This window comes from Arthrobacter sp. NPDC057013 (genome assembly GCF_042674585.1).
In the GTDB taxonomy this organism is placed as follows: Bacteria; Actinomycetota; Actinomycetes; order Actinomycetales; family Micrococcaceae; genus Arthrobacter.
Genome location: NZ_JBHUSE010000003.1, coordinates 178,181 through 202,741 on the forward strand (window position 1 = coordinate 178,181; position 24,561 = coordinate 202,741).

At 66.1% G+C, this 24,561-nt stretch carries 23 protein-coding genes; 9 read left to right on the forward strand and 14 right to left on the reverse strand.

The window, feature by feature from the left end; all coding sequences use genetic code 11:
• Nucleotides 1-54: 54 nt before the first annotated feature.
• The 5 genes from ACFTSA_RS06410 to ACFTSA_RS06430 form a co-directional block, all read right to left on the reverse strand.
• The gene (locus tag ACFTSA_RS06410) at nucleotides 55-1,083 is read right to left on the reverse strand and encodes a biotin-dependent carboxyltransferase family protein (protein WP_377950442.1); all 1,029 of its coding nucleotides are present in this window, start codon (nucleotides 1,081-1,083) and stop codon (nucleotides 55-57) included.
• A complete protein-coding gene (locus ACFTSA_RS06415; protein ID WP_377950443.1) occupies nucleotides 1,070-1,876 on the reverse strand; it encodes an allophanate hydrolase subunit 1 in 807 nt (268 codons plus the stop codon). The genes ACFTSA_RS06410 and ACFTSA_RS06415 overlap by 14 nt, the downstream gene beginning before the upstream one ends.
• A 42-nt stretch (nucleotides 1,877-1,918) precedes the next feature.
• Nucleotides 1,919-2,722, reverse strand: coding sequence for a LamB/YcsF family protein (locus ACFTSA_RS06420; RefSeq protein WP_377950444.1), 804 nt, complete (start codon nucleotides 2,720-2,722; stop codon nucleotides 1,919-1,921).
• A 96-nt stretch (nucleotides 2,723-2,818) separates the two neighbouring features.
• On the reverse strand, nucleotides 2,819-4,168 hold the full coding sequence (locus ACFTSA_RS06425) for an MFS transporter (protein WP_377950445.1): 1,350 nt from the start codon (nucleotides 4,166-4,168) through the stop codon (nucleotides 2,819-2,821).
• A gap of 48 nt (nucleotides 4,169-4,216) precedes the next feature.
• Complete coding sequence (locus ACFTSA_RS06430; RefSeq protein WP_377950446.1) at nucleotides 4,217-4,849, reverse strand: RraA family protein; 633 nt, start codon at nucleotides 4,847-4,849, stop codon at nucleotides 4,217-4,219.
• A gap of 273 nt (nucleotides 4,850-5,122) precedes the next feature.
• Here ACFTSA_RS06430 and ACFTSA_RS06435 point away from each other — a divergent pair, with 273 nt between their 5' ends.
• Together ACFTSA_RS06435 and ACFTSA_RS06440 are read left to right on the forward strand one after the other, a co-directional pair.
• Nucleotides 5,123-6,070: a 2-hydroxyacid dehydrogenase gene (locus ACFTSA_RS06435; RefSeq protein WP_377950447.1), complete on the forward strand. Its 948-nt coding sequence runs from the start codon at nucleotides 5,123-5,125 to the stop codon at nucleotides 6,068-6,070.
• 160 nt (nucleotides 6,071-6,230) lie between these two features.
• Nucleotides 6,231-8,768 (forward strand): hypothetical protein, encoded by a 2,538-nt coding sequence (locus ACFTSA_RS06440; RefSeq protein ID WP_377950448.1) that lies wholly within the window; start codon nucleotides 6,231-6,233, stop codon nucleotides 8,766-8,768.
• Here ACFTSA_RS06440 and ACFTSA_RS06445 read toward each other — a convergent pair.
• Nucleotides 8,728-9,033 carry a putative quinol monooxygenase gene (locus tag ACFTSA_RS06445; RefSeq protein WP_377950449.1) on the reverse strand — a complete coding sequence of 102 codons (306 nt, stop codon included), beginning with the start codon at nucleotides 9,031-9,033 and terminating at the stop codon, nucleotides 8,728-8,730. The two genes, ACFTSA_RS06440 and ACFTSA_RS06445, sit on opposite strands and share 41 nt — an antisense overlap.
• A gap of 196 nt (nucleotides 9,034-9,229) precedes the next feature.
• Between ACFTSA_RS06445 and ACFTSA_RS06450 the strand changes: the two genes are divergently transcribed.
• Complete coding sequence (locus tag ACFTSA_RS06450; RefSeq protein ID WP_377950450.1) at nucleotides 9,230-9,364, forward strand: hypothetical protein; 135 nt, start codon at nucleotides 9,230-9,232, stop codon at nucleotides 9,362-9,364.
• Nucleotides 9,365-9,684: 320 nt separating this feature from the next.
• Nucleotides 9,685-10,287: a DUF1326 domain-containing protein gene (locus ACFTSA_RS06455; protein ID WP_377950451.1), complete on the forward strand. Its 603-nt coding sequence runs from the start codon at nucleotides 9,685-9,687 to the stop codon at nucleotides 10,285-10,287.
• Nucleotides 10,288-10,594: 307 nt separating this feature from the next.
• On the opposite strand, the gene ACFTSA_RS06460 is transcribed toward ACFTSA_RS06455, so the two are convergent.
• On the reverse strand, nucleotides 10,595-11,662 hold the full coding sequence (locus ACFTSA_RS06460; RefSeq protein ID WP_377950452.1) for a glycerophosphodiester phosphodiesterase family protein: 1,068 nt from the start codon (nucleotides 11,660-11,662) through the stop codon (nucleotides 10,595-10,597).
• Nucleotides 11,663-11,847: 185 nt separating this feature from the next.
• On the opposite strand from ACFTSA_RS06460, the gene ACFTSA_RS06465 reads away from it, so the two are divergent.
• Nucleotides 11,848-12,375: a flavodoxin domain-containing protein gene (locus ACFTSA_RS06465; protein WP_377950453.1), complete on the forward strand. Its 528-nt coding sequence runs from the start codon at nucleotides 11,848-11,850 to the stop codon at nucleotides 12,373-12,375.
• Between the two features lie 39 nt (nucleotides 12,376-12,414).
• Here ACFTSA_RS06465 and ACFTSA_RS06470 read toward each other — a convergent pair whose 3' ends face one another.
• Together ACFTSA_RS06470 and ACFTSA_RS06475 are read right to left on the reverse strand one after the other, a co-directional pair.
• Nucleotides 12,415-13,347 carry an SAM-dependent methyltransferase gene (locus ACFTSA_RS06470; RefSeq protein ID WP_377950454.1) on the reverse strand — a complete coding sequence of 311 codons (933 nt, stop codon included), beginning with the start codon at nucleotides 13,345-13,347 and terminating at the stop codon, nucleotides 12,415-12,417.
• 417 nt (nucleotides 13,348-13,764) lie between these two features.
• Nucleotides 13,765-14,658, reverse strand: a complete 894-nt coding sequence (locus ACFTSA_RS06475) for a potassium channel family protein (protein WP_377950455.1) — start codon at nucleotides 14,656-14,658, stop codon at nucleotides 13,765-13,767.
• Between the two features lie 251 nt (nucleotides 14,659-14,909).
• Here ACFTSA_RS06475 and ACFTSA_RS06480 point away from each other — a divergent pair, with 251 nt between their 5' ends.
• Entirely contained in the window at nucleotides 14,910-15,527 is a 618-nt protein-coding gene (locus ACFTSA_RS06480) for a DUF1326 domain-containing protein (protein ID WP_377950456.1), read from the forward strand.
• A gap of 211 nt (nucleotides 15,528-15,738) precedes the next feature.
• Nucleotides 15,739-16,302 (forward strand): DUF2182 domain-containing protein, encoded by a 564-nt coding sequence (locus ACFTSA_RS06485; protein ID WP_377950618.1) that lies wholly within the window; start codon nucleotides 15,739-15,741, stop codon nucleotides 16,300-16,302.
• Nucleotides 16,303-17,520: 1,218 nt separating this feature from the next.
• On the opposite strand, the gene ACFTSA_RS06490 is transcribed toward ACFTSA_RS06485, so the two are convergent.
• Nucleotides 17,521-18,348, reverse strand: a complete 828-nt coding sequence (locus tag ACFTSA_RS06490) for an SDR family NAD(P)-dependent oxidoreductase (protein ID WP_377950457.1) — start codon at nucleotides 18,346-18,348, stop codon at nucleotides 17,521-17,523.
• Nucleotides 18,345-19,076, reverse strand: a complete 732-nt coding sequence (locus ACFTSA_RS06495) for a hypothetical protein (protein ID WP_377950458.1) — start codon at nucleotides 19,074-19,076, stop codon at nucleotides 18,345-18,347. The genes ACFTSA_RS06490 and ACFTSA_RS06495 overlap by 4 nt, the downstream gene beginning before the upstream one ends.
• Before the next feature lie 120 nt (nucleotides 19,077-19,196).
• Here ACFTSA_RS06495 and ACFTSA_RS06500 point away from each other — a divergent pair, with 120 nt between their 5' ends.
• Complete coding sequence (locus ACFTSA_RS06500; protein ID WP_377950459.1) at nucleotides 19,197-19,706, forward strand: MarR family winged helix-turn-helix transcriptional regulator; 510 nt, start codon at nucleotides 19,197-19,199, stop codon at nucleotides 19,704-19,706.
• 292 nt (nucleotides 19,707-19,998) lie between these two features.
• Here ACFTSA_RS06500 and ACFTSA_RS06505 read toward each other — a convergent pair whose 3' ends face one another.
• Complete coding sequence (locus ACFTSA_RS06505; RefSeq protein WP_377950460.1) at nucleotides 19,999-21,444, reverse strand: SLC13 family permease; 1,446 nt, start codon at nucleotides 21,442-21,444, stop codon at nucleotides 19,999-20,001.
• A 29-nt stretch (nucleotides 21,445-21,473) separates the two neighbouring features.
• The gene (locus tag ACFTSA_RS06510; RefSeq protein WP_377950461.1) at nucleotides 21,474-22,592 is read right to left on the reverse strand and encodes a PrpF domain-containing protein; all 1,119 of its coding nucleotides are present in this window, start codon (nucleotides 22,590-22,592) and stop codon (nucleotides 21,474-21,476) included.
• Between the two features lie 242 nt (nucleotides 22,593-22,834).
• Between ACFTSA_RS06510 and ACFTSA_RS06515 the strand changes: the two genes are divergently transcribed.
• Complete coding sequence (locus ACFTSA_RS06515) at nucleotides 22,835-23,773, forward strand: LysR substrate-binding domain-containing protein (RefSeq protein WP_377950462.1); 939 nt, start codon at nucleotides 22,835-22,837, stop codon at nucleotides 23,771-23,773.
• A gap of 105 nt (nucleotides 23,774-23,878) precedes the next feature.
• Here ACFTSA_RS06515 and ACFTSA_RS06520 read toward each other — a convergent pair whose 3' ends face one another.
• On the reverse strand, nucleotides 23,879-24,547 hold the full coding sequence (locus tag ACFTSA_RS06520; protein ID WP_377950463.1) for a TetR family transcriptional regulator: 669 nt from the start codon (nucleotides 24,545-24,547) through the stop codon (nucleotides 23,879-23,881).
• Nucleotides 24,548-24,561 lie beyond the last annotated feature (14 nt).

A 24,561-nucleotide genomic window follows, 5' to 3' on the forward strand; every position in this document is an offset into this window, starting at 1 on the left:
TGAGAAAAGTTTCTCATCTTTATTCCGGCCGGGTCAAGCACCGGTCCGGAAAGTTCAGGCTGCCGCCGGGCTGGGAGCCAGTGCGGAGGCGTGCGGCAGGCGGACGGCGGAGAACAGGCTGGCGACGCGTTCCTCGAGCACGCTGAGCAGCCGCTGCTCCTCGCGGTAGCGTTCCACTGCCTGGCTGCTGCTAACCCAGTTGAAGGTCATCTTCTGCCCGGGGCGCGCCTGGCCGAGCAGGGGCAGGGATGCCTTGGCGGCGAAGGCGACGATGGGGTAGCCGGCGGTCAGGGTCCGGTAGCGGCCGAGGATGATGAGTTCGTCGCCGTGCGGGATCTCGAAGGCGCCGATCGGAACCCCGTGGGACACGATTTCGCCCAGGCCCTCGGGGTGGACCACCGGGCCGTCCAGGCGCAGGCCCACGTGGTTGGACTTCGCGGTCACCATGTAGGCGCGCGAGGACAGCAGTTCACGGATGCCGGGTGCGGCGTCGGTTTCCGGGCCCTCGATGATGTCGATGTGCCAGGTGTCCGGGCTGAAGGCCGGGACTGGCACCGGCAGCCGGAAGAGGGGCTGGGAGAGGTAGGGGTGTTCGAACCCGGTGTAGCTGGTGTGCAGCTGAAGGTCCTGTCCGGCGCCGATCTGCTGCGGGAAGCCCATGCGCGCCTCCGGTGCGGCGCTGCCCATGAACAGGCTGGTCCCGAGGGCGCCGCTGAACGCGAGGTAGTTGCGCATGCCGCCCCGCGCGTTGGCGATGACCACGCGTGCGCCTGCCGGGATGCAGACCGGCTCCCACATGGCGGCAGCCTCGCCGTTGACCGTCACGTCCGCGGGGGCCCCGGTGACGGCGATCAGCACCGGAGAATCGGGAATGAAGCTGAAGCGGCCTCCCATGATCTCGATGCTCGTGGCCGTGCGGAGGTTGCCCACCAGGATGTTGGCTACCGAGGCAGAATGCTGGTCGGCCGCGCCACCGCACGGAACGCCCAAGTATTCGGAGTGTTCCCGGCCGAGGTCCTGGAAGGTGGACAGCCAGCCGGCCTCGCGGACCTTCAGTCCGACGGTCAGTTCAGCGGTCCGCATCAGTGGTCCCTCCGGAAGTTGCGGTTGCCGACGCGGAAAACGCGGTGGCCGGCCGGAGGAACTGGCCTTCCAACGACTCCCATTCGCTCTCCGGGATGACCCGGAAACGCACCCGGTCGCCCGGGGTGTAGGACGTGGCTGGGTCCTCGCGGATGTCGCACACGGTCAGCGGCGTGCGGCCAATGACCTTCCAGCCGCTGGGGCCGGGAAAGGGCTGGATGATGGCGCTGGTGCCGGCCACCATCACCGAGCCGGGATCCACATTGGTGCGGGGTTCCCGGCAGCGGCTGACCTGGCCGGGGAACGGGAGGGTGCCCATCATCGGCGCCATCGCGGATGCGAGGAGGTTGATGGACAGTTCGGTGCTTTTCAGGATTTCCAGCACCGCCTCCGGGCTGATGCCGAGCTCGGAAGCGACGTCGGGAAGGTCGGGGGAGTAGGCCTCGCTGACCACCACCGGGATCACGAACAGCTCGGCCGGGCGCCCGGCATCGCCATGAGCTCCGTCCGGCCCGGAACCCGCCGCGGCCAGCCGGATGGTCTGGGCGAGTTGGGCGTGGCTGACGGCAAGGCAGTCGAACTCCACCAGTACCGAGTCCACGCCGGCCACCACGTCGAGGAGCCCGTGCGGCTGAAGGCCGAACACCAGTTCGCGGAGCCGGCGGCTTCCGGCCTGGCGCTCCTCGGCGTTGGCGGCGAGCGCCTTCAGCATCAGGGCCGAGTCGCCGAAGGGCGTCGCCTCGATTTGCAAGGGTTGATGCGTCGGCGTTCCTGGCGCTGGCTGGGTGCTCATGGTTCCTAGGTTCGAGAGGCGTGGTGGTCGGGCAACAAACGATCAGGCGGCAGCCCGGCGGGCCTTCTCGGCCAGGACCTCCTGCAGGCCGGTGGCCTTGATGCCGGCCTTGTCAAGGGCTGCGCGGAGGGCGGTGCCGTTCTCCAGGACCTGCGGGTGGTCGCCGTGGAGGAGGACCACGTCGGCGTCGTGCCCGAGCGGGACCACCTTGCCGGTGACGGCGCGGACGGTGCCTTCGGTGACCACCTGGACCACGCGCCGGCCGATCTCCTCGGGGTCATGCAGGAGCGCGCCCTCGGCGTTGCGGGAGACGGGCATGCCGTCCTCGCCGTAGCCGCGGTCCGCGAGGAAGACGTAGCCCACTTCGAGTCCGCGCTTGCGGGATTCGTCGGCGAGCAGCCCGTTCTGGCAGATCACGATGTAGGAGGGGTCGTAGGCCTTGATGGCGTCGGTGATGGCTCGGGCGTGCTTGCCGTCGGTCTGGGCGATGCTGCCCATCCGGCCGTGCGGGGCCACGTGGCTGATCTTGCCGCCGTGGATGCGGGCGAAGGCGTCCAGCGCGCCGATCTGGTAGAGCACGTCGGTGCGGATTTCCTCTTCGCTGGCCTCGATCAGGCGCCGGCCGAAGCCCACCAGGTCCGGGTAGCCGGGGTGCGCGCCGAGTTCGATGCCGCGTTCGATGCAGGACTTCACGGTGGCGTCCATGACGCGGGGGTCGCCGGCGTGGAAGCCGCAGGCGATGTTGGAGGCGGTGACCAGGCCCAGGAGGGCGTCGTCGTCGCCGATGGTGTAGTTGCCGTAGCTTTCGCCGAGGTCTGCAACGACGGCGACTGAATTAATGCTCAAGGTGACTCTCCCGGTGGTTCTGTTGTGGTGCCTAATGGTCCAACGACGGCGGGTGGGCGGCAATGGTGGCCGCCGCCCGCCGTCGTCGGGGTTTGGTTAGTGGGTCTGCAGGGGCTGGCCCTTGGTTTCCTTCAGGAAGAACACGGACACCAGGGTGATGATGGCTGTGCCGATCGAAGCGTACGCGGGGACCATGCTGTTGCCCGTGGCCTTGATGAGTTCGGTCATGACCAGGGGCGCGCTGCCGCCGAAGATGATGGTGCTGATGCTGAAGCCGATGCTGTAGGCGCTGTAGCGGACGGTGGTGGGGAACATCTCGGTTAGGACGGTGTGGACGACGGCGGCGTGGCCGGAGAAGGCGATGGCCATGACCACGGTGGCGATGCAGGCCAGGACCATGTTGCCGGTGGTGATCATTGCGAACATCGGGTAGGACACCACGGCCATGAGGACTGCGGAGACGGCGAGTACGGGCTTGCGGCCGATGCGGTCGGAGAGGCGGGCCATGAGCGGGATGGAGATGATGATGGCCACCAGGCTGAAGGCGGTGACGGTCAGGGCCTGGACCATGGTGAAGTTGTTGCCGGTGCCCAGCTGCGTCTTCAGGTACGTGGGCATGTAGGCGAAGAGCAGGTAGTAGCCGGGGCCGTTGACTGCCGGGAGGAAGATGGTCAGCGCGATGGCCTTCAGGTGGCGCTTCGACGTCAGCGCTGCCCGCAGCGGGTTCCGCTCCACCTCATTGCGCTTGCGCAGTGCGTCGAAGTGCGGGGTGTCCTCCATCTTGGAGCGGATGTAGTAGCCGATGTAGCCGAGGGGCAGGGCGAACAGGAACGGCACGCGCCAGGCCCAGGCTTCCATGGTGGCGTCGCCGAGGGTGGTGATGAGCGTGGCGGATAGGGCGCTGCCGAAGAGGAGGGCGCAGAACGAGCCGACGGCGATGAAGCTCATGTTGTAGTTGCGGTGCCGGTTGTGGGCGTATTCGCCAACGAAGGCCATGGCGCCGGCCACTTCGCCGCCGGCGGAGAAGCCCTGCAGGATGCGGAAGAGGATCAGCAGCGCCGGTGCGGCCCAGCCGATGACTGCCGACGACGGGATGAGGCCGATGGCGGCCGTGGCGCCGGAGATGAGCAGCAGGAGCACGGCGAGCAGGTTCTTGCGTCCCAGCTTGTCGCCCAGGTAGCCGCAGATCACGCTGCCGAACGGGCGGGCCAGGAAGCTCACCAGGAAGCCGACATTGGTGAGCAGCAGGGAGCCGAGGTCCTTCGAGCCCATGATGTTGATGGCCAGGTAGGTGGTGAGGAGGCCGTAGATGCCGTAGTCGTACCACTCCACGAAGGAGCCCATGGTGCCGGCGAAGGTTGCCTTCCGCACCATCCTGCCGTCGGCTGTGACGACCTGTACTTGAGCCGTATTAAGGTCCACTGATTCCGTCGATGAATTAGTCATTGGAGTTCTCTCAGTCTAGGAGGGTCCCTGTTGGGGGAGAAGCTTGGATTAGCTGTATTCGCGCGTGATCTCGGCCGTCATTTCGGCCTCGTGCGCGGCGACTTCGATAACGCGTTCCAGGATTTCCGCGGCGCGGGCCTGGGGGATGATGACGACGCCGTCGTCGTCGGCGGCGACGATGTCGCCGGGGGAGCAGACGATTCCGCCGATGGCCACCGGCTCGCCGATCACACCGGGGCCGTTCTTGAACGGGCCTGCGGGTGTGGTTCCGCGGGCGAAGACCGGAAACCTGATCTCCGTGATGGTGGCGCGGTCGCGGATGTAGCCGTCAATGACGGCGCCAGTGGCTCCGGCGGCCTCGAAGCGCTGGGACAGCTGTTCGCCTACCAGGGCGCGGTGCGCGTGCCCAAAGCCGTTGATGACGACGACGTCACCCGGCTCGATGTAGTTCAGTGCCTCGATGACAGCCGCGTTGTCTCCGGCTGCGCCGAGGACGGTGAGTGCGGTGCCGACGCAGTGTGCGCCGGCCCAGACGGGGTTGATGTTGCCGTCCACCAGGCCCAGCCGCTCCATCGCGTCGCCGATGTTGGCCACCGGGAACTTCTCGAAAGCCTTGACCAGGTCCCGGGACGGGCGGGTCCACTGTGCGGTGCGGACAGTGAGTTCGAGCGTTGTTGCCATGGTGTTTCACCTTCAGTTGGGAGGGTTGGATGCGGCGGCTATTGTTGAGACCGCAATCACATATGAGAAAAGTTTCGCGTTTCCTTTTCCATCCGTCAAGCCTTTTTCGTTTCCGGGATGTAAAAGCTTGCCGGTCGGCGTGATCGGCGTGGTGCCGCCCTTGTCGCCCTTGGCGGTCGATGCGATGATGATCGCATATGAGAAATCTTTCGCAAGTCTCTACCGTTGGTTGAGCCTGTCGAAACCCCCGCTTCCCCAACCCAAAGGACACCCATGCCGTCAATCCGCACCGTCAGCTTTCCCGACCGGGATCTCCTCGCACGCCTGGAGCCTCTTCCCGGCGACCTTCGGGGCGCTGTTTGGGATCTGTGCTCCGACCCCGAGGGGGCCACGCTGGAGGAGCTCGACGCGGTGGTCCTCCCGTACATAGACGCCTCTGCAGTCCTGGGCTCACTCGCCAAGGCGGCGAACCTTCAGCTGGTCCAGACTCAGTCGACAGGGTACGACGGCGTGCCGGAGGCGGCCGGTGCGTCGGCCGCCGTCGCCACTGCTGCCGGTGTGCACGCTGCCGCGACTGCGGAACTCGCCGTCGGGCTTATCCTCGCGAAGCTCCGCGGCATCGACGCGGCGGTCCGGGACCAGCAGACGGGCAGCTGGCGTCCCGAGCGCCGTTCATCCCTGGCGGACCGTCGGGTGCTGCTCCTCGGCGTTGGCGGAATCGGACATGAAATCGCCAAGCGACTGGCGCCGTTCGAGGTGGAGCTGACCCGGGTGGGCAGCAGTGCGCGCATGGACGAGCGCGGCCAGGTCCACGCCGCGGCGGACCTCGTTGCCTTGGCCGCCTCGCACGACGTCCTGGTGGCGGTAACCCCGTTGAACGAGGCCACGCACAAGCTGGTCAATGCCGAGGTCCTGGCTGCGTTGCCGGATGGCGCCCTGGTGGTGAACGTCGGGCGCGGTCCGGTGGTGGACACCGAGGCCCTGACGGCGGAGGTCCTCTCAGGCCGGCTGCATTGCGCACTCGACGTCGTGGAGCCGGAGCCGCTGCCGAGCGATCACCCGCTGTGGGCTTCGGAGAACGCGCTCATCACGCCCCATATCGGCGGCAACGCGTCGGCGTTCGAACCGCGGATCGTGAAGCTCCTTGCGCAGCAGCTCGAGGCGCTGGCTGCTGGGCAGAGCCCGGCGAACCTCGTGCAGGACGGCCCCTTCGCCGGCTGAGCCTGTACCCATCCCAACTGCGAGTAACTTCGGGAGCTGCCCGCCTGAGCCTGCAGAAACCGTGACCAAAGTTTGCGCTCTTTTCCTTTGTTGAGCGTGAGCGCAAAATGAGCCTGCGAGCCGCACAATGACCGTGCGGTTCCGAAGGCTGGCGAGAAACATGAGCAGGGAACCTTCGAAGGCGTCAGTTTCGACACCCGAATCCAATTCAATATTTGAAACCGAGCGACACCGGCCAATGGGGGCCAAGGCCTTGGTCCTGCGTGTTCTGCTGGCATTGGCCGTGCTGTGTCTGGTGGTGGTGATGGGATCCCTTTCGGTCAATACGGGGCCGGGCGGGACTGGCAGCAGCCAGGCCACGTCGACTCAGAGTCCGACTCAGAGTCCGACGCCGAGTCCGACGCCGACAGATGATCTCGGCCGCTTGTGCGCTCAAGCGGCTGGTCTGACTCAGGGCGGAAAACCAGCGGACGCCCTGGCCCTGATCGAAAAGATCCGCGGCCAGGTGCGGAGTCCTGCTCTGCTTGCGACGACGGCCTGCGAGGGTGAGCGGCTTGCGGCCGTCCGCGCGGCAGCGCAGCCCCCGCCAACGGCACCGCCGCAGAACCCGGCAGAGAAGGCAGGCGCCAACTGGGAACGGTTCAACGCCGAGTGGATAATGCCCCTTTCGAAAGCCGGACTCGCGTTGCTGGGGCTCGCCGCTGGGTTCCTGGTGCTTGGAAGGCTGCTGGTCCTGTTGCCAAAAATTTCCGGGGTGAGAAAAAGTCCGGCGGACCGGGCCCTGTTGGCACTTAGCGGGCTGGCGTTCATTCTGTCCGGTTCCTGTTTGATCGTGCTGGCGCCTGACTGGAATGCAAGTGCCATCGAAGGAAAGTCCTTCGGGCAGATGTTCGCGGGTGGACTGTTGGCGCTGTTTGGTTCCCTTGTGCTCGCCGTTTACTTGAGCAGTCGGCTGCGCGTGACGCTGGATGTGCGTGACACGAAGGGCGAAACCAGCAAGGTCGACGTCTCGCAGATCGGTGCCCTCCTGCATGAGCTTGGGGCCGATGCTCCCCGGGGACTGGAAATTCCGGAAGGGTCGGACGTGACGGCGCTGGCTGACAATGCCATGCCCGTCTCGTTTACCAACAAGGTATTGGCTGCAGTTCAGAAGCTCGTGGTCTCCATATTCGGCGTCACACCGTGGCGGGTAGTGGTGTCCTCGTCCAATGAAGCGTCGATGACCGTTTCCATGGCGCGTAACGGATCGAGTGTTGGCGCTGTCACGATCGACGGGAAAGAGCTACAGCTGGCGCGCGGGAAGAGTGAAAAATCCGGCACAGATGACAAGACGGCGACTGCGGCGGAGACTAACAGCGCCGCCGAGTTGGAGCTGCACAAGATGGCGTCCGCGTACATCCTCGTGACGCTGGCGAAGAAGCATTACGGGTTTGAAGGTCTGTGCGGGGCCACGGATTGGCGGAGCCTGGGACTCCATTACATCGCCACGACCGACACCACCATGGCAGACGAGAGGCAAAAGAAGCTGCTGGGTGCCGCCGTCGACCATGACGCGGGGAACATGCTCGCCGAGGTGGCTCTACAACACGCATTGTTCCGGGAAAGTACGGATAAGGAGACCATCAAGACCTACGCGGACTGGCTGTCCCGCAAGGCCTTGGCGATGAGGGCCGATATCGACCGCCGAGCGATCTCGGAAGCGGGCTACTCACCTCTCCTGCACCGCGTTGAAAAGACATTCCTCAGCGCGGTACTAAACCTTCCGCCCGCCTCGTGGGAATTCCACCAGCTGCAGTCGCATGCGCGGCAGGTCGCGGAGAGGCTGGTACAGGAACTTGCGCCCTCGAAGCGTTACCCGATTCCCGCTCCTTTGGCCCAGGCGATGCGCCTGGAAGCTGCCCTAGCTCACCACGATCTGCTCGACGCCAAGAAATCACCTGATGACCTGTACATACAGGCGCTGAGGTCCACGGCACCCCACACGGCTTACAACGCGGCGTGCAGCATAGCCAGGAATCAGGGTTTGGCGGGTAAGGATGAAGTCGAGCGGCGGCTCCAGTACGCGCTGTCGGACGAGAGGCTCAAAGAATGGGCTCGACGGGACCCTGAGCTTGCGGAACTGAGGAAGAGCGAGGATTTCCTACACTTCCTGGGCGTGAAGCCGCGGCAGGACTTCTGGAAGCTCGAGGCGTTTGAGCCGTACGAAAAGCAGCTCCGCAGGGCGGGGATAGCGCGACCAAGCGATCTGTACGCTCACGAGGTCGGGCAGAGCGACATCAGCGCCTACGTCCAAGTGAGCCCGCTGGTTATCAAGCGCTTGAGCCGCCTGGCGTCTCTTGTTCGGAGGGCGCTTGCCGTGCCGGAAGAAGCGGATGCGAACGGGCGGGTCGGCCTGTACAGAGTGGAAGTGGTTGGAGCGCTCGTGCAGGCCGGTATCGAGTCCCCTGACGAGATCCACGACGAGTGGCTCGCCGCCGGTGCGCCGGGTAAGGCTAAGACGGGCCAATCGGGCGACTTCATCATCAAGCTACAGAAAAGCATGGAGGAGCGTCTTCTCATGGCCCCGGACGGCGAGCGGCTGAAGTCGTGGCTCCGCCAGCTGAAGAGCACACCGGCAGGCGAAACGGGTATCAGGCAACACCGGGTGTGCAGCTCGTTCAGCTTTCCACGGTTTCCGTCGAGGACACGTGGAAAATGATCTCTTCCGGCTCGGCCGCCAGTGAGCCTTCGAAGATCTCGAGCGCCCTTGCCACTTCAGGAAGAGATTCCTGCCTGTCCAATGCGGCGCGGTCCTCGAAGACTTCCGTGGCAATGAAGACATCGGGATCAGTCACATCACGGCCGATGTCGAAACTGACCACGCCGTCTATGGCCCGGCTGGGCAGGACAACGTCGCGCAGGACAGCCATGACTTCGTCAGCCTTGCCGGGCTGACACCTCACCTGGAACCGGACCACGATCATTGGTGGCTCCCCTCACTTTCGGTGAGGATATGCTACGCCCCGTGTGGGATGAACTGGCGCCTGGCCCCATTTACCAGCCCACCGCCGTCGTACTTCCTTGTGGCCGCTTCGGAGACTTGACCCCTCCGGCTCGATCAGCGGCCCAGCTCCGGTGTAACATGCACGCCCCGGCATCCACGTCACCGACAACGTTTCGGTGAAGCTCTACGAGAACGACGTCGAGGGCGACGACTACCTCGGCCAGCAGGTCCTCGAACCGGGCAGCAAGGACGGGATCATGGAGTTCACGAAAGACGGCGCCAAGTACCGGCTGAGCTACAAGGTGTCCTGAGCCGCCCGGTGCGTTCAGCCCGCGGTGTCGGCCATCGCCAAGAATGGCCGCGTGTCGACGGGTTCAGGCGGCCATATTCGGCAAAACGGCGTAGGGATCGGCCCTGGTGCCTAGCAGTTTTCGCAGCCCAGCGCAGTTCTCCGTTGGGACGAACTCTGCTAGCACTACGCCAGCTTGCGGCGGCCTCTGTACCAGCGGTCCGCTCCGCATTTTCTGCGTCTTCCGGGGCTTATGTGGCGCTGTAATTCCTTGTTGACGCGGTCCGTAGCCCGGAGCACACTGTCAGCGTAAGGGGGGTTCGTGGGAAAGGAGCCCCGAAAATGGCATGGCAAATCGAAGGCACGTACTTCGAAAACTGCAACTGCGATATGGTCTGCCCGTGTGCCACCTCCGGCCAAACATTGCCTGGGGATGAGGACCGCTGCAAGGTGGCGCTGGCCTTCCACGTCCAGAAGGGTGACGTCAACGGCGTCGACGTCGGCGGCCTGAACGTCTGCGTGGTGACCGATGCGCCTGCCCTGATGAGCGACGGCGGCTGGAAGGTAGGCGTCCTTATGGACGCAGCCGCCTCACCCGAACAGGCCGAGGCGCTCGGGGCCGTGTTCGGCGGCCAGCTGGGCGGACCGATGGAGGACATGGCCCCCCTGATAGGCGAGATGCTGGGTGTGGAGTCCCGCGACTTCACCTATGAGGATAACGGGAGGGAGCACCGCGTCCGGATCGGCTCGGCGGTCGACATGTCGGTGGAGGACTTCGTCTCGCCACTGGACCCGACCGGCGCCGGCGTTAAGGTCAGCGGCATCGGCTTCCCCGCCGACACGTTGGCCGCCGGACGCGGCACGTCCACGGTGGATGTCTTCGGCCTGTCGTGGGACAACGCCGGAAAGAACTCCTTCTCGGCACCGTTCGCCTGGTCGGCCTGACTTGTCGGGGCAGGAACATGTGACAGTCCGCAACCACGCGCCGGTCGACCCGCAGAGCACTCATCCGGGCGGCCCGAACCGTCGCGCTCGTCGTCAGGTACTTGGTCAAGCTACAAAGGCCGGCTCCGCGACCTCGCCTGGACGGCCGTCATCGCCGTCACCGTGCCGCTGGAGAAGCCGTGGAGGCACGGGCGTGCGCTGAGCAGGCTCGTTGGAGTGGCGCTGATCATCTTCGCCTTCTTCGCCCTGAGCAATCCCGCCCTGCTGAAAAGGGGACGGTCCGGCGTCGTACATTCTGACTGGACAGCTACACCGTGTAAGCCTTCGGCAGCTTCAGCCCCCGCTCGTCCATGAGGGTGCGCAGGCGGGTGGGGTAGTCGGTGATGATTCCGTCCACGCCGAGGTCCATCAGGCGCGCCATGTCCGCGGTCGTGTTCACGGTCCACGGGATGACGGGCAGGCCGTATTCGTGGGCCTCGGCGATCATCTTCGGGGTGACCGACGCGAAGGCGGGGGAGATGACGTCATAGCCAAGGGCCTTGGCGGCCTTGGCGAGGGAGCCGTCGTAGTCGTCGATGTCGATGCCGCCGAGCTCGGGCGCGGCGCCGGGCTTGCCCACCTGCAGCCAGGCGTCGCCGCTGGACAGCGCCACGACCGGCAGTTGCGGGGCGATCTTCTTGGCGTAGTTCAGCGTGGACCAGTCGAACGACTGCAGGGTGGTGCGCCGGGACATGCCGGCCTTATGGATCTCGATGACCACGGCCTTGGTGAGCGCCACGGAGGCGTCGCCGCCGGCCTGGCCGTCCTCCACCTTGGTCTCCACGTTGAAGCGGACCTTCTTGGCGCCGTACTCGTTGGCCAACGCGAACACGTCCTTGAGCTCGGCGATCCGGTTGCCCCCGATCACCTGCTGCTCCGGGTATCCCGCCAGCTGCTTGTAGCCGCAGTTGAGGGTCTTGATCTGGGCCAGCGACAGGTCCGCCACCCGGTCGCCCGCGTAGGGGAACTCGGGGTCGTTCGGCGTCACCGGAGCGGTGTCCACGCACTTGTTGGCCTGCATCGTGTCGTCGTGCCAGACGATGACCTTCCCGTCCTCGGTCAGATGCGTGTCCAGCTCGAGCGTGCTCACGCCCAGCTTGAGCGAGTTCGCGAACGCGGCCAGGGATTCCTCGGTCCACTCGCCGCGGCCGCCGCGGTGCGACTGCAGGTCGAAGGAGCCGTTGCGCTCGTTCGTCTTGTTGGCGGAAGAGGCGGTGGAGTTCGACGACGGCGTGCTGGCGTCCGCTGTCGGCGCGGCAACGGCGGGTCCCGCCGTTGCGGCAATGGCGGCGGTGAAAAGTGCGACGGCGGCCGCTGCGGTCAGGGCTTTGCGCATGGGTTTTGGTTCCTCCCGGATGACGGTGGCCGGCGCTGAGCCGCCGACCCGTCCACCCTAGGGAGGCCAGGTGGCCTGCCGTCTGCGGGGAGGTGGAGCTGAGGTTAACGGCATTGCGGGAACGCTTGCACGTTGCAGCCGGGCCGGGTTCCATCAGAATTGAGGAAGAAAAGCAGGAGGTCGCCATGACTGTTCTTGTTGCCTATGCAAGTGCGCTGGGTTCCACCCGGGAAATAGCTGAACGTGTGGCCGCCCGCATGGCGGCTGTCCCGGGCGGGGTCGAGTGCCGGTCCGTGGAGCAGATCGAGTCGGTCTCCGGCTACGAGGCCGTGGTGGTGGGCAGCGCCATCCACAATCAGGCGTGGTTGGCCCCGGCTTGGGAGTTCCTGACAGAGCACGGTCCCGAGTTGGCCCAGCGACCGGTCTGGGCCTTCAGCGTGGGGATGTCCGACGGCCTGCCAAAGCTCTTCCGCGGGCGCGGTGCGGAACTGCAAAAGCAACGCCTGGAACAAACGCAGCTCAAGGATGTTCCGCTTCGCAGCCACGCTGTATTTTCCGGCGTCTACGAGGCCAGCCAGTTATCGGCTCCGCTCCGGGCACTGTTCCGCCTCACCGGCGGCCGGTTCGGGGACCTGCGCGACTGGGCGGCGATCGACGCCTGGGCCGATCAGATCACAGCTGAACTCGCTGAGCCCGCTCCGCCCCAGTCCTGAGGGCGTGCCCTTTTTCCCGACGCCTTTCCCGACGGCGGCCTACGCCAGCCGGGCGGTGACGAAGCCGCCCCGGGACTGGTCCGAGTTTGGCTGCTGCTCAGGCTCCGGCGCCTCCGGCCCCGATTCGGTTGAAGCGTCCAGCGACAGCACGCGGCCGTACGTCGAACACAGCTCCTCGACGGTGTGGCTGCTGCAGCGCCAGCCGGCCGACTCGAGCAGTTCCACCGGGTTCGGCGGATCGGCCCGCGCCAGCAGTTCACTCATGGGAAGGCCAGTCTGCTCGCTGAATTCGCGCAGTTTGGCCTCGATGTCGTCGGTCTTGGGCAGGGCCACGGCGCGCTCAATCACCGCGCGGGAACCCGGCGCCGACAACGCCGCAACTTCGCCCAGCACCGCGTGCTGGGAGGCGGCATCGAGGTACGGCAGCAGGCCCTCAAGGACCCAGGTGGTGGGCTGCGCAGGGTCAAAACCGGCGCCGAGGAGCGTTTCCCGCCAGGGCGAGGACAGATCAGCGGGCAGGGAAATCAGTTCGCACCCGGGCTCCGCCGAAAGCCGGCTCAGCACGTGGGCCTTGAACTCCAGGACGTTGGCACTGTCGATCTCAAACACCCGGGCACCGTCCGGCCAGGCCAGCCGGAACGCCCGAGTGTCGAGTCCCGCGCCCAGAATCACCGTCTGCGGCGTCGGTGGGCCGGACTGCAGGAAATCGTCAATGAACCGCGTCCGCATGCCGATGTAGATGGAGGCCAGCAGGAGCGGCTGCTGCAGCGGAGGAGCCTCAGCAGGTTCGGCGGGCCACACCGTCGGCAGGTCCAGGTGGGAGCGGGCCGCCACCACCAAGGCCGAGGCGAACGGGTCCGCCACGAGCGGGTCGGCCCGCGAGGTTTCGACGGCGCGGCCCGCGGCCACGGCAAGTGCGGTCAGCGGGAGCCCCTGGTCCTCAAGTTCGGTACTGCCTGTCGGTTCAGTCATGCCTTGCCCTCCCGTCGCCGTGGATCTCTTGGCGAGCCTACCCCCGGCGGCCACCGATCCACAGGCCCGTCACACCTGCGCGGCGCTGTCCCACCAGCCTTCCCACGGCGCGGAGGTGAGGTGGCCCCGGGGAAAATCACTGTTCGGCCCCGTCTCCCCAAATGCGGAGTGCCCATCATTGCGCGCGGAGCTGAAAAACAGGTTCAAGGTATTCCAAAGCATGGCTAGTTCCTTTCAATTGACCTGCGGTTTTCAGGTAGGAATTAGCGTAGCCGCGGCATGTTTCAGGGCGTCGTTGCAACGTTTCTGCTTTGTATCCGTCTGCTCACACAGCAATTCCTGACAGGCGCATAGGGCAGTACAGCGCGCCAAACGTTGTTATCTCGTCAGTCATACGTCCGGCTCAAGGCCGGCGAGCTAAGGAGTATCCGCCTTCCGGGACCGGCGGTGCCTGTGGTGTGTGGAATAGTGTTCGAACACCTCGGTCGAGGTCGTGCCGGCATGCCCGAACCTGCCCCGGAGAACCTTCGCGAGATCGTCCAACGCCGCCTCCAGCATCCGCCCGGCGAACTGCAGATCGGTGTCGTCGCTGGCCGTAGCCTCGGCCGCGAGCTGCTGGGCGTACGTAACGGTGGCCGGCAGGGAGCCCCTCTGCTCGACTTCCTGGAAATAGTACGTTTCGTGGAAGGCCAGCAGGTCAATGCTGACGGCCGCGACGCTGCCGGCCAGCGATTCGAGCAGCGCGGCGGCATGGCCTGGATTGATGGTGAACGGTCCGCCGGGACTTGCCGCTTCCCTGAAAAGGTTCAGTTGATGAGCAAGGGCACGACGGCGGTTCAGAGCCGGGTACATCTGCAGGATCCACGAAACCGTGGCCGTCAGCAAACCGAAACCCATGACCGCCTGGGCAGCCGAGACGAGCCTGAGCAAAGGATGGCCCGCCACGACCTCGCCGAATCCGACGGTGGACAGCGTGACCATGGAGATGTAGACCGCTTCGGGGAAATCCGCCTGCCGGGGAACCCTGTCACCGTAGATGAAACCCTCCGGAAGGTGCGGCAGGTAGAGAAATGCCCAGCCCAGGACGGCCATGGCTGCCCAGGCGCCGATGACGGCAGCCATGGCCGTGGGAGCCGCGATCGACGAGGACCCGTTCCTGGACAGTCTGGACAGACGCCAGAATCCGTGCATTATCGTCCTGCACACGGGGCCGGAACCGTGCGGGTACAGCAGGGTGTGGAAGACGTCGACGAGCATCAGCAGAATCAGCCCGGCTCCGATCACCGTCCACACGACGTCCCACAAGTCCATGCCTCATCTTAGGATCCCGCCATCTCCGGGTCCCGCCCGGGACTACAGTGCCGGTCCTGATTTGCGCTCGTCGCTCTGGCATTGTGACCTGGTTAAAGCCAGCAGTTTCGGGCGAAGCAAAAGCTTATTGACACTCAATCCGCGCTGAGTATTCTCAGCGATATCAGGGCCTTTTCGCCCAATATCCAGTCGTTTCGGCGCCGTGCTTCGCCGCTTCTGCCTGGCAATGGCGCCAGCAAGGAGAGTCCTCAATGTCGTGGGAAATGTCCGGCAAGTATCTTGCGAACTGCAACTGCCAGCTGATTTGTCCGTGCCCGGTGGACAATCCGCCCACGGGGCCCAACGGGGAATGCCGCGGTTCTGCGGTCTTCCACATTGCCCATGGCCGGCTGAATGACACCGATCTTTCGGGCGTCGACTTCGCTTTCTGCAACCTCTTCCCGTCTAACCTGACCTCGGGCAATTGGAAGGTGGGCATCGTCCTGGACAGCGGCATCTCGGACGGCCAGGCCTCCGCGCTGGAGCGCATCCTGCACGGGGACGAGGGCGGACCGTTCGCCGACTTCGCTGCCCTTTACGGTGAATGGCTCGGCGTCGAGCGCGGCACCGTCAGCTTCTCCGACGGCGACAGCCCGTCGGCGTCGGTGGCGGGCCATACCAACCTGGGTTTCGAAGCGCTGCCCGGCCCCGGCGGGGGAGTCACCACAGTGAAGAACGCCATGTTCGGCTTCGCCCCCGAGTTCCTGATCGGCAAGGGCAGCGGCGGATCTGACCTCTTCGGCCTGGACTACCAGGCGGTTTACGGCGAGACGGCGGACTTCACCTTCGCGAGCGAGATGGCCGAAGGTGGACCCAAAGGCCGCGCCTGAGCCCCGGCAGCACACTCTGCGCACGATCGATGTGCGCGAGGCCGGGCTGATTGCCGTCCTGCTCATCCTCGCCGCGGCGGGCTGGGTGCTCACTGCGCAGCGGATGGGCGGGATGGACATGGGAGGCTGGACGGACCCCGGGCCGCTGGACTTCTTCCTCACCACTTGGGTGGTGATGCTGGCCGCCATGATGTTCCCCTCGGTGGCACCCATGGTGACGGCGTACGCGAAAATCAGCCGCCGCCGTCGGGAAACCGGGCGGTACGCACCGCGCGGCTCCACCGGGCTTTTTGTGGCCGGGTACCTGATCTCGTGGACGGCTTTCGGGCTCGTGGCGTACGGGCTGTACGAGGCGGTCGTCTCCGTTGCACCCGGGGCGCTCGCGGCCGACGCCGGCGGGCGCTACGCCGCGGCCGGGGTGATCATCGCGGCTGCCGTTTACCAGCTGACGCCGGCAAAGAACGTCTGCCTCACCAAGTGCCGGACGCCGTTGGACTTCATCCTGCACAGGATGCGGCCGGGATTGGGCGGGGCGCTGTGGATGGGAATGGAACACGGTGCATGGTGCGTGGGGTGCTGCTGGGCGCTGATGGTGGCGCTGTTTGCGCTGGGCGTGATGAGCGTCGGATGGATGGCGTTGGTGGGCGCCTTCATCGCGGTGGAGAAGATGTTGCCCTGGAAGCGGCTGGCCAACCGCGCGGTCTCGGCGGCGCTGGTGCTGATCGCCGTCGGCATCGTCCTGATGCCCGGCGCGGCGCCGGGCATGACCATGTAGCGGGGCGTCGTCAGGAACTTCCGACGGCGGGACTGCCGCCGGCGGCGTCCGGCACCGACCGCCCCGGCGTCCACGAACGGGCCGTCCCCCACGAACTGAGCAGTGCGAGGCCGGCCGCCACCGCCGCGCTCAGCACCACGGCGCCCAGCCACAGCGAGACGGGCCAGCGGATCGCATCGGTCACCGCGAATGCCACCAGCTGGCCCGTCCACAGCAGCGCCGCGATGCCTGCAGTGACGGCGGGCAGCCGCCTGCCCAGCCAGCTGTCCGGAATCCGTCAGCAGCAGGTCGGCCACGACGGCGGCAACCGTTGCCCCCGCGGCTCCCGCAATCGAGTAAGGGTGCAGGCCGATCATCGCCACGGGCAGCCAGGCCGCCGCCGCGACCAGCAGGGTGACTATCCCGCGGGCGGGACGCCGGGCGGCGGAGAGCGTGAAGAGGAACGGGGCGATGATCAGCGCCGTGGTGATCAGGTAGCCCGCCAGGGTGACGACTACCGGCAGCTCCGATTGGTTGCGTCCGGGGCTGCCGAACGGCGTGGGGGTGAAGAGGGCTGTCGGTCCTGGCCGGACGAAGGCGGAGACATAGATGAGGAAGAACGCTCCCAGCCCGGTCATGAGAACGACGGCGAAAATCACCGCCGGGGTCCAGGTCATGTTTCCGGCGTGCCCGGCCGCACGTGCGCTCCGCACCCCAGTGCCCAGGATGAGGAAGAGGCTGAAGCCGAGCAGCAGGTGCGTGGGGCTGACCAGCGCGTCCAGTGACACCTCGATGCCCAGGATCTCGTGCCACGGCAGGTCCAGGCCGCCGGCGGTGGCGAACAGGGCCACGCCCGCCGCGGTGCCGCGGTAACCCGGCGGAATGGCCTGCAGCAGCGGCTGCCCCGGCGTCCTGTTGCGCCAGATCACGACGGCGGTCCACGCCGCCGTGGCCAGCATGCCGGAGTAGAGGGCCGCGTGCCAGGGCGTGAAGAACGTCTCGAGGCTCGGCAGGTTGATGTGCGCCCAGCCGTCGAGGAATACGGACAGCACCAGCCACAGGCCGAGGAGCTCGGTGACCAGGTCTCGGTGGCTGTCTGTTCGAGCGTTGCGCGCAGTTTCGAGCATCGTTGCCCACTTCCACGGAACCGTCAGGTGAGGGGATGCTACTGCTGCTTCGGCGCGGCTCACAAGGGAAAGGACCTGCCGCCGTCCCCTCCAGGACTGCAGAGGGGTTCAGTCATGGCTGGGCTTCCTTTCTGCTGGTGCTGAAGGCCGGAGTTCCGGCCAGCCGGCCGCCGTCGACCGCCAGGACGCTGCCTGTGACGAAGGCGGACTCTTCAGAACACAGCCACAAGGCTGCGGCGGCAATGTCCGTGGTGGTGCCGATTCGGCCCAATGGCACCGCTGCGGCCGCCTTCTCCTGTGCCGCTTGGCCTGCCGCCGCGAGCCGGTCCGTGAGGATGGGCCCCGGGGCGATCGCGTTGACCCGAATGCCGTGGGCGGCGTAGTCGAGCGCCGCCACGCGCGTGAGGCCTCCGACGCCGAACTTGCTGGTTACGTAGCCGCACAGGCCAGCGACGCCCTGTTCGCCGGCTGTGGAGGACATGTTCACGATCGCCCCGCCATTCCCGCTTGCCAGCATGAGCTCGATCTCGAACTTCAGGCAAAGGAAGACGCCGCGCAGGCTGACGGAGATGGCACTGTCGAAGTCCGCGCTGGTCCATTCGACGAGCGGGGCGGGAGGTCTTCCGCCGCCGGCCGCGTTGTTGACTGCCGCGTCCAGCCGGCCAAAGCGTTCTTGGACTTCGGCCAGCAGGGTTTTCACCGAGTCCTCACTTGTCACATCCACGGGAAGGGCCACTGCATGGCCGCCAGCCTCGTGAATGGCCTGGACTTGCCTTGACAGGCCGTCGGTATCGCGCGCGGTTGCAACCACCTGCGCGCCCGCGTCCGCCAGGGTAGCGCAGATCGCGGCGCCGATACCCCGGCTCGCTCCGGTGACCAGCGCCACCTTGCCGGACATCGGCCTGCCGTCCGCCGTAAAGCCGCGCTCCGCCGTCGTCATGGCCTTACCGTCCCTTGCGTTCGCGGCTCCTGGTTCGCTGCCGCCCGGTTGCGTGGCAGCATGAAACCGGCGGCGACCAGCCAGAGGAGCCCGCCGAAGCGGCCGAGCGGCAGGAGGAACTGGAGCGGCTCGACCGCCATCGACAGGAAGCTCAGTTCGGACAGCGCGGCGATGACCAGGCCGGTCCAGGCCAGCCACCGCGGCATGAACCGCAGGATCAGTGACGGGACGGCGATCCCCGCCACCAGCAGGCCGAGTCCGACGACGAAGCCGACGCCTCCCGTGATGAACGCGAGGAAGGAGAGTGCATGCGTGAGCGTGGCGTCCGTGGTGATCTCGGGCCGGCTCAGCAGCCAGGTCACGGAACCCGAGAACATGAGGAAGATGGCTGCGCTGATGCCGCCGAAGAAGCCGATCGCCGGCCCGGGAACGCGCACCCCGAGCCGAAGCTGCCTGGCGTAGACGGTGGCCGCATAGATCCCCAGCGGCACGGCGGAACCGAATTGGAGCATGCCGCCCACTCTCGCTGGGGCAGTGTTCTGCCGGAAGAAGGCAGCCACCTGATCGGCAGGCGCGAACGGGGATACGAACGTCTGGCCGCCCGTGAGGACCGCGGATGTGATGAGGCTGGCAAGGAAAATGGCAAGGCTGACGATGGCAAGAACCCCTGGGTGCGGGCCGCCCGAACCGGTCTGGTGCCGCTCGTTGGGAAGTGAACGGTTGCTCATGGCTGCACCCTTCTGCTGTGGACCGTCTGCTCCGGCTCGGCCCTCCGGGAGGGCCGTATTGCATCACCACTAAAATGGTTCACCTACAGAATTATTCTGTCAAGGATGTATTCTGGAGCCATGAACTCAGCCAAGCCCGGCAGGCCGAAACGGACAGCATTCCTCCTGTCCCAGCTGGGCGCCGTGGCGTCGTCCCGCTTTGCGGACCGCACGCGCGAGATCGGCCTTACGCCAAGCGACGCCGGTGTGCTCCGTCTGCTTGGCCGGGCGCCCGGACTGAGCCAGCGCTCCCTCGCGGACAGGCTGGGTGCCGTCCCCAGCAGGGTGGTTTCCCTCATCGACTCCCTCCAGGAACGCGGCCTGGTGGAACGGGTCCGCAGCAGCACCGACCGGCGGAACTACGAACTCCACCTCACCGATGCGGGCCAGCAGGTGCTGCGTGAGCTGCGGGGGATCGCCGAGCAGCATGAAGCGGAGCTTCTGGCGCCGCTTTCCGGCGAACAGGTGGCGCAGCTTGACCTCCTGCTCGCGCAGCTCGCCGACGGCCACGGGCTGGACCGCGACCTCCACCGGGACTCAGCCCTGGATCCAGCGGGCGACGGCGGACGCGACGTCAGGCGCAAGGCCTGACCGTACGCTGGACGCCGGCCCGCCGTCGTGCTTTTAAGCAGTGCCCCTAAGCTGGTCGACGGCGGCAGCCAGGCTGGTGCGCCGCTTCCTGGCACGCCAAAAGGCAGGGCGGCTGAGCCGCCCTGCCTTTGGTGCGTACGGGTTGATTCCTGCGCCCGGCTTTCGGGCTACCTGTTGCGATGGAGTGCAGGGTTTGTGGTCCCGTTCGCTTGCCGGATGTGAATCCGGCAACCTGCCAATCGGTGGTGGTCACCGACTGGCAGCAACCGTTGTGTGTCCTGCCTGGGGTGGATCACATGATGCCGGTGGGTACCAGCAGGGCCCAGGCCAGGGCAGGAGCCGCCAGGACCACGCCGCCGGCGTACATCATCAGCTGCTTGTAGACGCGCTGGCGGTCGTTGTCGCGGGCGTTGGCGACGACGAGGGCGCCGTCGGTGGAGAAGGGGGAGACATCCACCACGGTGGCTGCAATGGCCAGTGCGGCGACGGTTCCGGAGGCGCTCAGCGAACTGGTGGCCAGCAGTGGACCGGCCATCGGGATGAACGCGGTCAGCAGTGCGGTGGACGAGGCGAAGGCGGATCCGACGCCGATGACGTAGCAGAGGACGAGGGCGATCAGGAGCGGGGCGCCCAGCGCGAGGGCCTGCTCGGCGAGGGTGTCGATGACGCCGACGTGCTGGAGCAGGGAGACGTAGGTGATCATGCCTGCCACCAGCAGGACGGTGGACCAGGAAACGCCGCCAATGAACGTCTTGTGTTCCTTGATGTTCACGAAGGCCAGGATGAGGCCGGCGGAGAGGGCGACGAAGCCGATGGGCATGTGGAAGCCCAGGGTGCAGACCAGGATCACACCGATCAGTGCCAGCGTGAAGATCTGCTGGCGGCCCGGACGTCCGGCGCGGGGCGTCTCGAGGCCTGCATACTCGTTGGCGTGCTTGTCGCGCAGCTTGCCGAGGAGGGCGAACACCACGATGGTCAGGGCCGAAAGGATGAGGTTCAGGGCAAAGCTGGCCGTGAACAGCGCGCCCTGGGAGATGGGGAAGCCGTTTTTCACGGAGATGTCGTGCACCAGCACGCCGGCGACGGACAGCGGGGAGAAGCCGCCGGCGTGGGCTCCGTTGATGACGAAGGCGCCCATGAGGACCGGGTGGATGCGGGACTCGTAGGCAAGTCCGAGGGCTGCCGGTGCCAGCAGTGCGACTGCGGCGGGGGAGAAGGTGCCCAGTGCCGTCAGTGCGGCGGCCATCAGGAAGAACACCCACGGCAGGAGCATTGTCTTGCCCCTGACCATGCGGACGCAGGTCTGGACGATGATGTCGATGGACCCGTTACGCTGGGCCATGCTGAAGAAGTACGTGACGCCGATGATCGTCAGGACGATGCTGGCCGGGAACTCCTCAAGGATCTCCTTGTCGCTCATGCCGAGCATGAAATAGCCGACGCCGAAGGAGGCAACCAGCCCCATCACGCCGATGTTCAGCGGCCACTTGGTGGCGACGACGAACATCACGACGAGAATGACGAGCGGGATGATCTGCGTGGCTGTCATGGTCGGCTCCGATCCCGAGGCGGCCGCGGGACTGAACAAGACACCCCCGAACAGGAGGGCGGCCAGACCCAGAATAGCGGTGGCGACTACCGTCATCAGCAGGATACGACGGCGACGGTTGGGCCGCTGGGAGCGGTCCTCGCTGGTGTCGCCCTCCAGGAGTGCTGGTTGTTCTTCAGTCTTAGTCATGATGCTGTCTCCTCGTTGAGTGGCGCTGGTCAGTTGGTGGCGCTGGCGAAGGAGGCGTCGACGGCGCTGCCGAGGGCCTCGGGGACGTGGATGGTGGTGGTGGCGATGGTGCGGGCGGTCCGGTCGACGCCGACGAGCAGCGATCCGTCCCGTTCCTCGCTCCAGGTTTCGATCACGCCGGCCGGTGTCCGCAGCCGCAGGGTGGGGCGGACTGTGCTGCCGGTGATGCTGTTGAGCACGGTGCCCGGGGTGCGGGCGGCGAGGGTCAGTGCGATGCTGCCGGTGATGGCGAGCGCCGGGTGGGGCTTGCCCATCGAGAGCATCATGACGCTGACGTCGCTTTCCGCGTCGCCCGGTGCCCGTGAGGCGGCGATTGCCACCTTGGGGACGGCACGCGCTGCCTCGGCGGTGGTGGCCGCGAGCCCCATCCGCACTGCGGCCTGGCGGCGGATGTGCTCCAGCGTCTCCAGCTGCAGCTCCACCCCGGCGGACCAGCTGTCGTAGCGCTCCGGGTCAAGGCCCAGATCCTCGGCCCGGAGAATGACCACCGGCGCTCCGGCGTCCACCATGGAGACGGTCCAGCGGGTTCCGCCGGCGGTAATGGTGTCCGAGGCTGAACCTGTGGGAAGCAGCTGGCCGGTGGTTTTGCCGGCAGGGTCCTGGAAGCCGAGCCCCACCCGGTACCCGGGGAACGGGACGCCGGGCATCTGGGCCTGCGGCACGATCGGCAGGGCACCGGACGGCGTGGACACGCGCTGGATGATGATCTGGCCGGTGTTGGTGTTGCGGGTGACGATCCGGGTGACGTCGCCGGTGGGCACTACCCAGCCCTTTTCGATGGCGTACAGGCCTACCACTGCGGAGCAGTTGCCGCAGTTGCTGCCCCAGTCCACTGCGGCCTCTTCGATGCCCACCTGGGCGAAGGTGAACTCGACATCAACATCATCGTCTGCGGGGCGGTGAAGGATCATCGCTTTGCTGGTGGTGGAGGTCGCCCCGCCAACGCCGTCGATCTGCCGGTGGTCCGGGCTGCCGAACAGCCGGGGAAGCAGCACATCCGGGCTGGTTCCCGTTTCGTCCAGCTGTCCGGTTTCGAAGACCCAGCACTTGCTGGTGCCTCCGCGCATCCACTCCGCTTCGATCTTCATGATCCCGTTCCTTGCTTCTCTACCGCCCCGAGATGTTCGGTGCCTTGATTCGAGATTGACCCAGATCACAAATGAAGACAATGTTGGATTTCTGTCAGCCTATGTAGTGTTCCTTCATTCATTGAGTTTCAGGGGCTGGTGCTCCTGTCAAAATGCCCTCGGGTGACCGTTCGGAGCCGCCAGTTCGCACGAATCGTGGGCTGGCTGCATAGAATGAACCGTTAGAGGAGAAGGGTGAAGAAGTGGTTAACGATGAAGCCCAAGATTTATTCGATATCCGGCGGCTGGCCCTGCTGGTGGAGGTCGTCGAGCAGGGATCGATCACAGCCGCGGCCGAGCTGATGCTGTACACGCCCTCCGCGGTCTCCCAGCAGCTGCGGAAGCTCGAGCAGGAAGTGGGGCAGCCTCTCCTCAACCGCCGTTCCCGCGGGGTGGTCCCCACGGAGGCCGGCCAGGTGCTCGCCGGCCACGCCCGCAAGATCGTCGGGCAGATGCGGGCCGCCCAGTCCGACCTGGACCAAATCGCCGGCCTGAAGCGCGGCTCCCTGACCGTAGGGACGTTTCCGACTCTCGCGGGGTCATTCATGCCGGTTGTCATCCGGGCCTTCAAGAAGAGGTATCCGGCGATTGGCCTCTCGCTGCGAAGCGCGCGCTTCGAAGAGCTTGTTGAAGACCTGCAGTCGGGGGTCACCGGGCTGTGCCTCCTCTGGGACTACCCCTGGAACCGCTTTCATGACGATTCCATCCGGATCACGGAGGTCTTCCAGGAAAGCACCGTCCTTCTGGTGTCCCGCGGGCATCCTCTTGCGGACCGCGAAGAGATCCGCATGGAGGAGCTTCGGAAGGAATCGTGGATCGTGCGGGCCGAGGCCCACCCCGTGGTGGAAGTGCTGCAGCGCTCGGCCCATGAGGCCGGGTTCGAGCCAACCATTGGCTTCCTGGCCAACGATTACCAGGAGGCCCAGGCGATGGTGAGCGTCGGGATGGGCGTGGCCATGGTGCCCAAGACCGCTGTGGCGCTGCAGCACCCGGACGTCAGGGTCGTCAGCCTCGGCTCGGCCGCACCCCTGCGGCGGGTGCTGCTGGCCCAGCGCCAGGACAAGGTCTACGCCCCGGCAGAGGTTGCCTTCCACTCCACCCTGCTGGAGATCGCCCGCGAGCATGCCGGAGACTATCTGTAGCAACGACGGCGGGGAGGGCGGAGTTTTTGTGCAGATAATGGCCGCAAAAGGGCCTCCAACTCGCGACAAAAAAACTCCGTCCCAGGGGGCAGCGGAGGTTGTCGGTTAGTCAGCCAGCAGTCCCATGAGGACGATGCTGGCCGTCCGCTCCAAGGACGCTGCGAAGCCGGAGGGCAAAAATATCAGGGACGGGTCCGCCGCGTACGCGTCCTGCACGGCCTGGGGTGGGTGGGCGTGGGTCCAGAGGGCGCCGGCGAACACGGTGATGGTCCTCGTTGCTTCTGCTGCACCCTCCTCGCTGAGCTCAGGGAGGACCTGGCGGAGTGCCGCGGTGAACTGGGCCAGGCTTTCGTAGCCGTTCCGCTTGTACTTCATGACCGTCTCCGCGGTGACGTTGTGCTCCAGGACGCCTGCCTGGACGCTGAGCAGTTCGCATAGCAGTGGGCGCGCCGAGATCTCGGTCGCCAGTGCCGCGGCGACGCTACCGACCCGGGCCCGGACCGAAGCGTCCGCGTCGACGACGCCAAGTAGCTGTTTCCCGATCTGCGTGAAGAACTCCTCCGCGAGTTGGATGAGCAGGTCGAGAAGCACCGCCTCGCGGGAATCGAAATAGCGCAGCACGTTCGACTTGGCCAGCCCGACCCGGCGGCTGAGCTCGTTCAGGCTGACCGCGGAGACCGGCATTTCGGCAAGCATCGAGGCCGCCGTCTGCAGGATGGCTTCCCGCCGTGCCTCCCGCTGGTCCTCGCTTCTGGCGCGCTGGAAAGTACTCATGCCTCCATATTACA

Excerpts from the sequence above, each read along its gene's own strand:
- ACFTSA_RS06410 (WP_377950442.1), bottom strand. The coding sequence starts at position 1,083 with ATGCGGACCGCTGAACTGACCGTCGGACTGAAGGTCCGCGAGGCCGGC.
- ACFTSA_RS06415 (WP_377950443.1), bottom strand. The coding sequence starts at position 1,876 with ATGAGCACCCAGCCAGCGCCAGGAACGCCGACGCATCAACCCTTGCAA.
- ACFTSA_RS06425 (WP_377950445.1), bottom strand. The coding sequence starts at position 4,168 with ATGACTAATTCATCGACGGAATCAGTGGACCTTAATACGGCTCAAGTA.
- ACFTSA_RS06430 (WP_377950446.1), bottom strand. The coding sequence starts at position 4,849 with ATGGCAACAACGCTCGAACTCACTGTCCGCACCGCACAGTGGACCCGC.
- ACFTSA_RS06435 (WP_377950447.1), top strand. The coding sequence starts at position 5,123 with ATGCCGTCAATCCGCACCGTCAGCTTTCCCGACCGGGATCTCCTCGCA.
- ACFTSA_RS06440 (WP_377950448.1), top strand. The coding sequence starts at position 6,231 with ATGAGCAGGGAACCTTCGAAGGCGTCAGTTTCGACACCCGAATCCAAT.
- ACFTSA_RS06445 (WP_377950449.1), bottom strand. The coding sequence starts at position 9,033 with ATGATCGTGGTCCGGTTCCAGGTGAGGTGTCAGCCCGGCAAGGCTGAC.
- ACFTSA_RS06455 (WP_377950451.1), top strand. The coding sequence starts at position 9,685 with ATGGCATGGCAAATCGAAGGCACGTACTTCGAAAACTGCAACTGCGAT.
- ACFTSA_RS06460 (WP_377950452.1), bottom strand. The coding sequence starts at position 11,662 with ATGCGCAAAGCCCTGACCGCAGCGGCCGCCGTCGCACTTTTCACCGCC.
- ACFTSA_RS06465 (WP_377950453.1), top strand. The coding sequence starts at position 11,848 with ATGACTGTTCTTGTTGCCTATGCAAGTGCGCTGGGTTCCACCCGGGAA.
- ACFTSA_RS06470 (WP_377950454.1), bottom strand. The coding sequence starts at position 13,347 with ATGACTGAACCGACAGGCAGTACCGAACTTGAGGACCAGGGGCTCCCG.
- ACFTSA_RS06475 (WP_377950455.1), bottom strand. The coding sequence starts at position 14,658 with ATGGACTTGTGGGACGTCGTGTGGACGGTGATCGGAGCCGGGCTGATT.
- ACFTSA_RS06480 (WP_377950456.1), top strand. The coding sequence starts at position 14,910 with ATGTCGTGGGAAATGTCCGGCAAGTATCTTGCGAACTGCAACTGCCAG.
- ACFTSA_RS06485 (WP_377950618.1), top strand. The coding sequence starts at position 15,739 with ATGGTGACGGCGTACGCGAAAATCAGCCGCCGCCGTCGGGAAACCGGG.
- ACFTSA_RS06490 (WP_377950457.1), bottom strand. The coding sequence starts at position 18,348 with ATGACGACGGCGGAGCGCGGCTTTACGGCGGACGGCAGGCCGATGTCC.
- ACFTSA_RS06495 (WP_377950458.1), bottom strand. The coding sequence starts at position 19,076 with ATGAGCAACCGTTCACTTCCCAACGAGCGGCACCAGACCGGTTCGGGC.
- ACFTSA_RS06500 (WP_377950459.1), top strand. The coding sequence starts at position 19,197 with ATGAACTCAGCCAAGCCCGGCAGGCCGAAACGGACAGCATTCCTCCTG.
- ACFTSA_RS06505 (WP_377950460.1), bottom strand. The coding sequence starts at position 21,444 with ATGACTAAGACTGAAGAACAACCAGCACTCCTGGAGGGCGACACCAGC.
- ACFTSA_RS06510 (WP_377950461.1), bottom strand. The coding sequence starts at position 22,592 with ATGAAGATCGAAGCGGAGTGGATGCGCGGAGGCACCAGCAAGTGCTGG.
- ACFTSA_RS06520 (WP_377950463.1), bottom strand. The coding sequence starts at position 24,547 with ATGAGTACTTTCCAGCGCGCCAGAAGCGAGGACCAGCGGGAGGCACGG.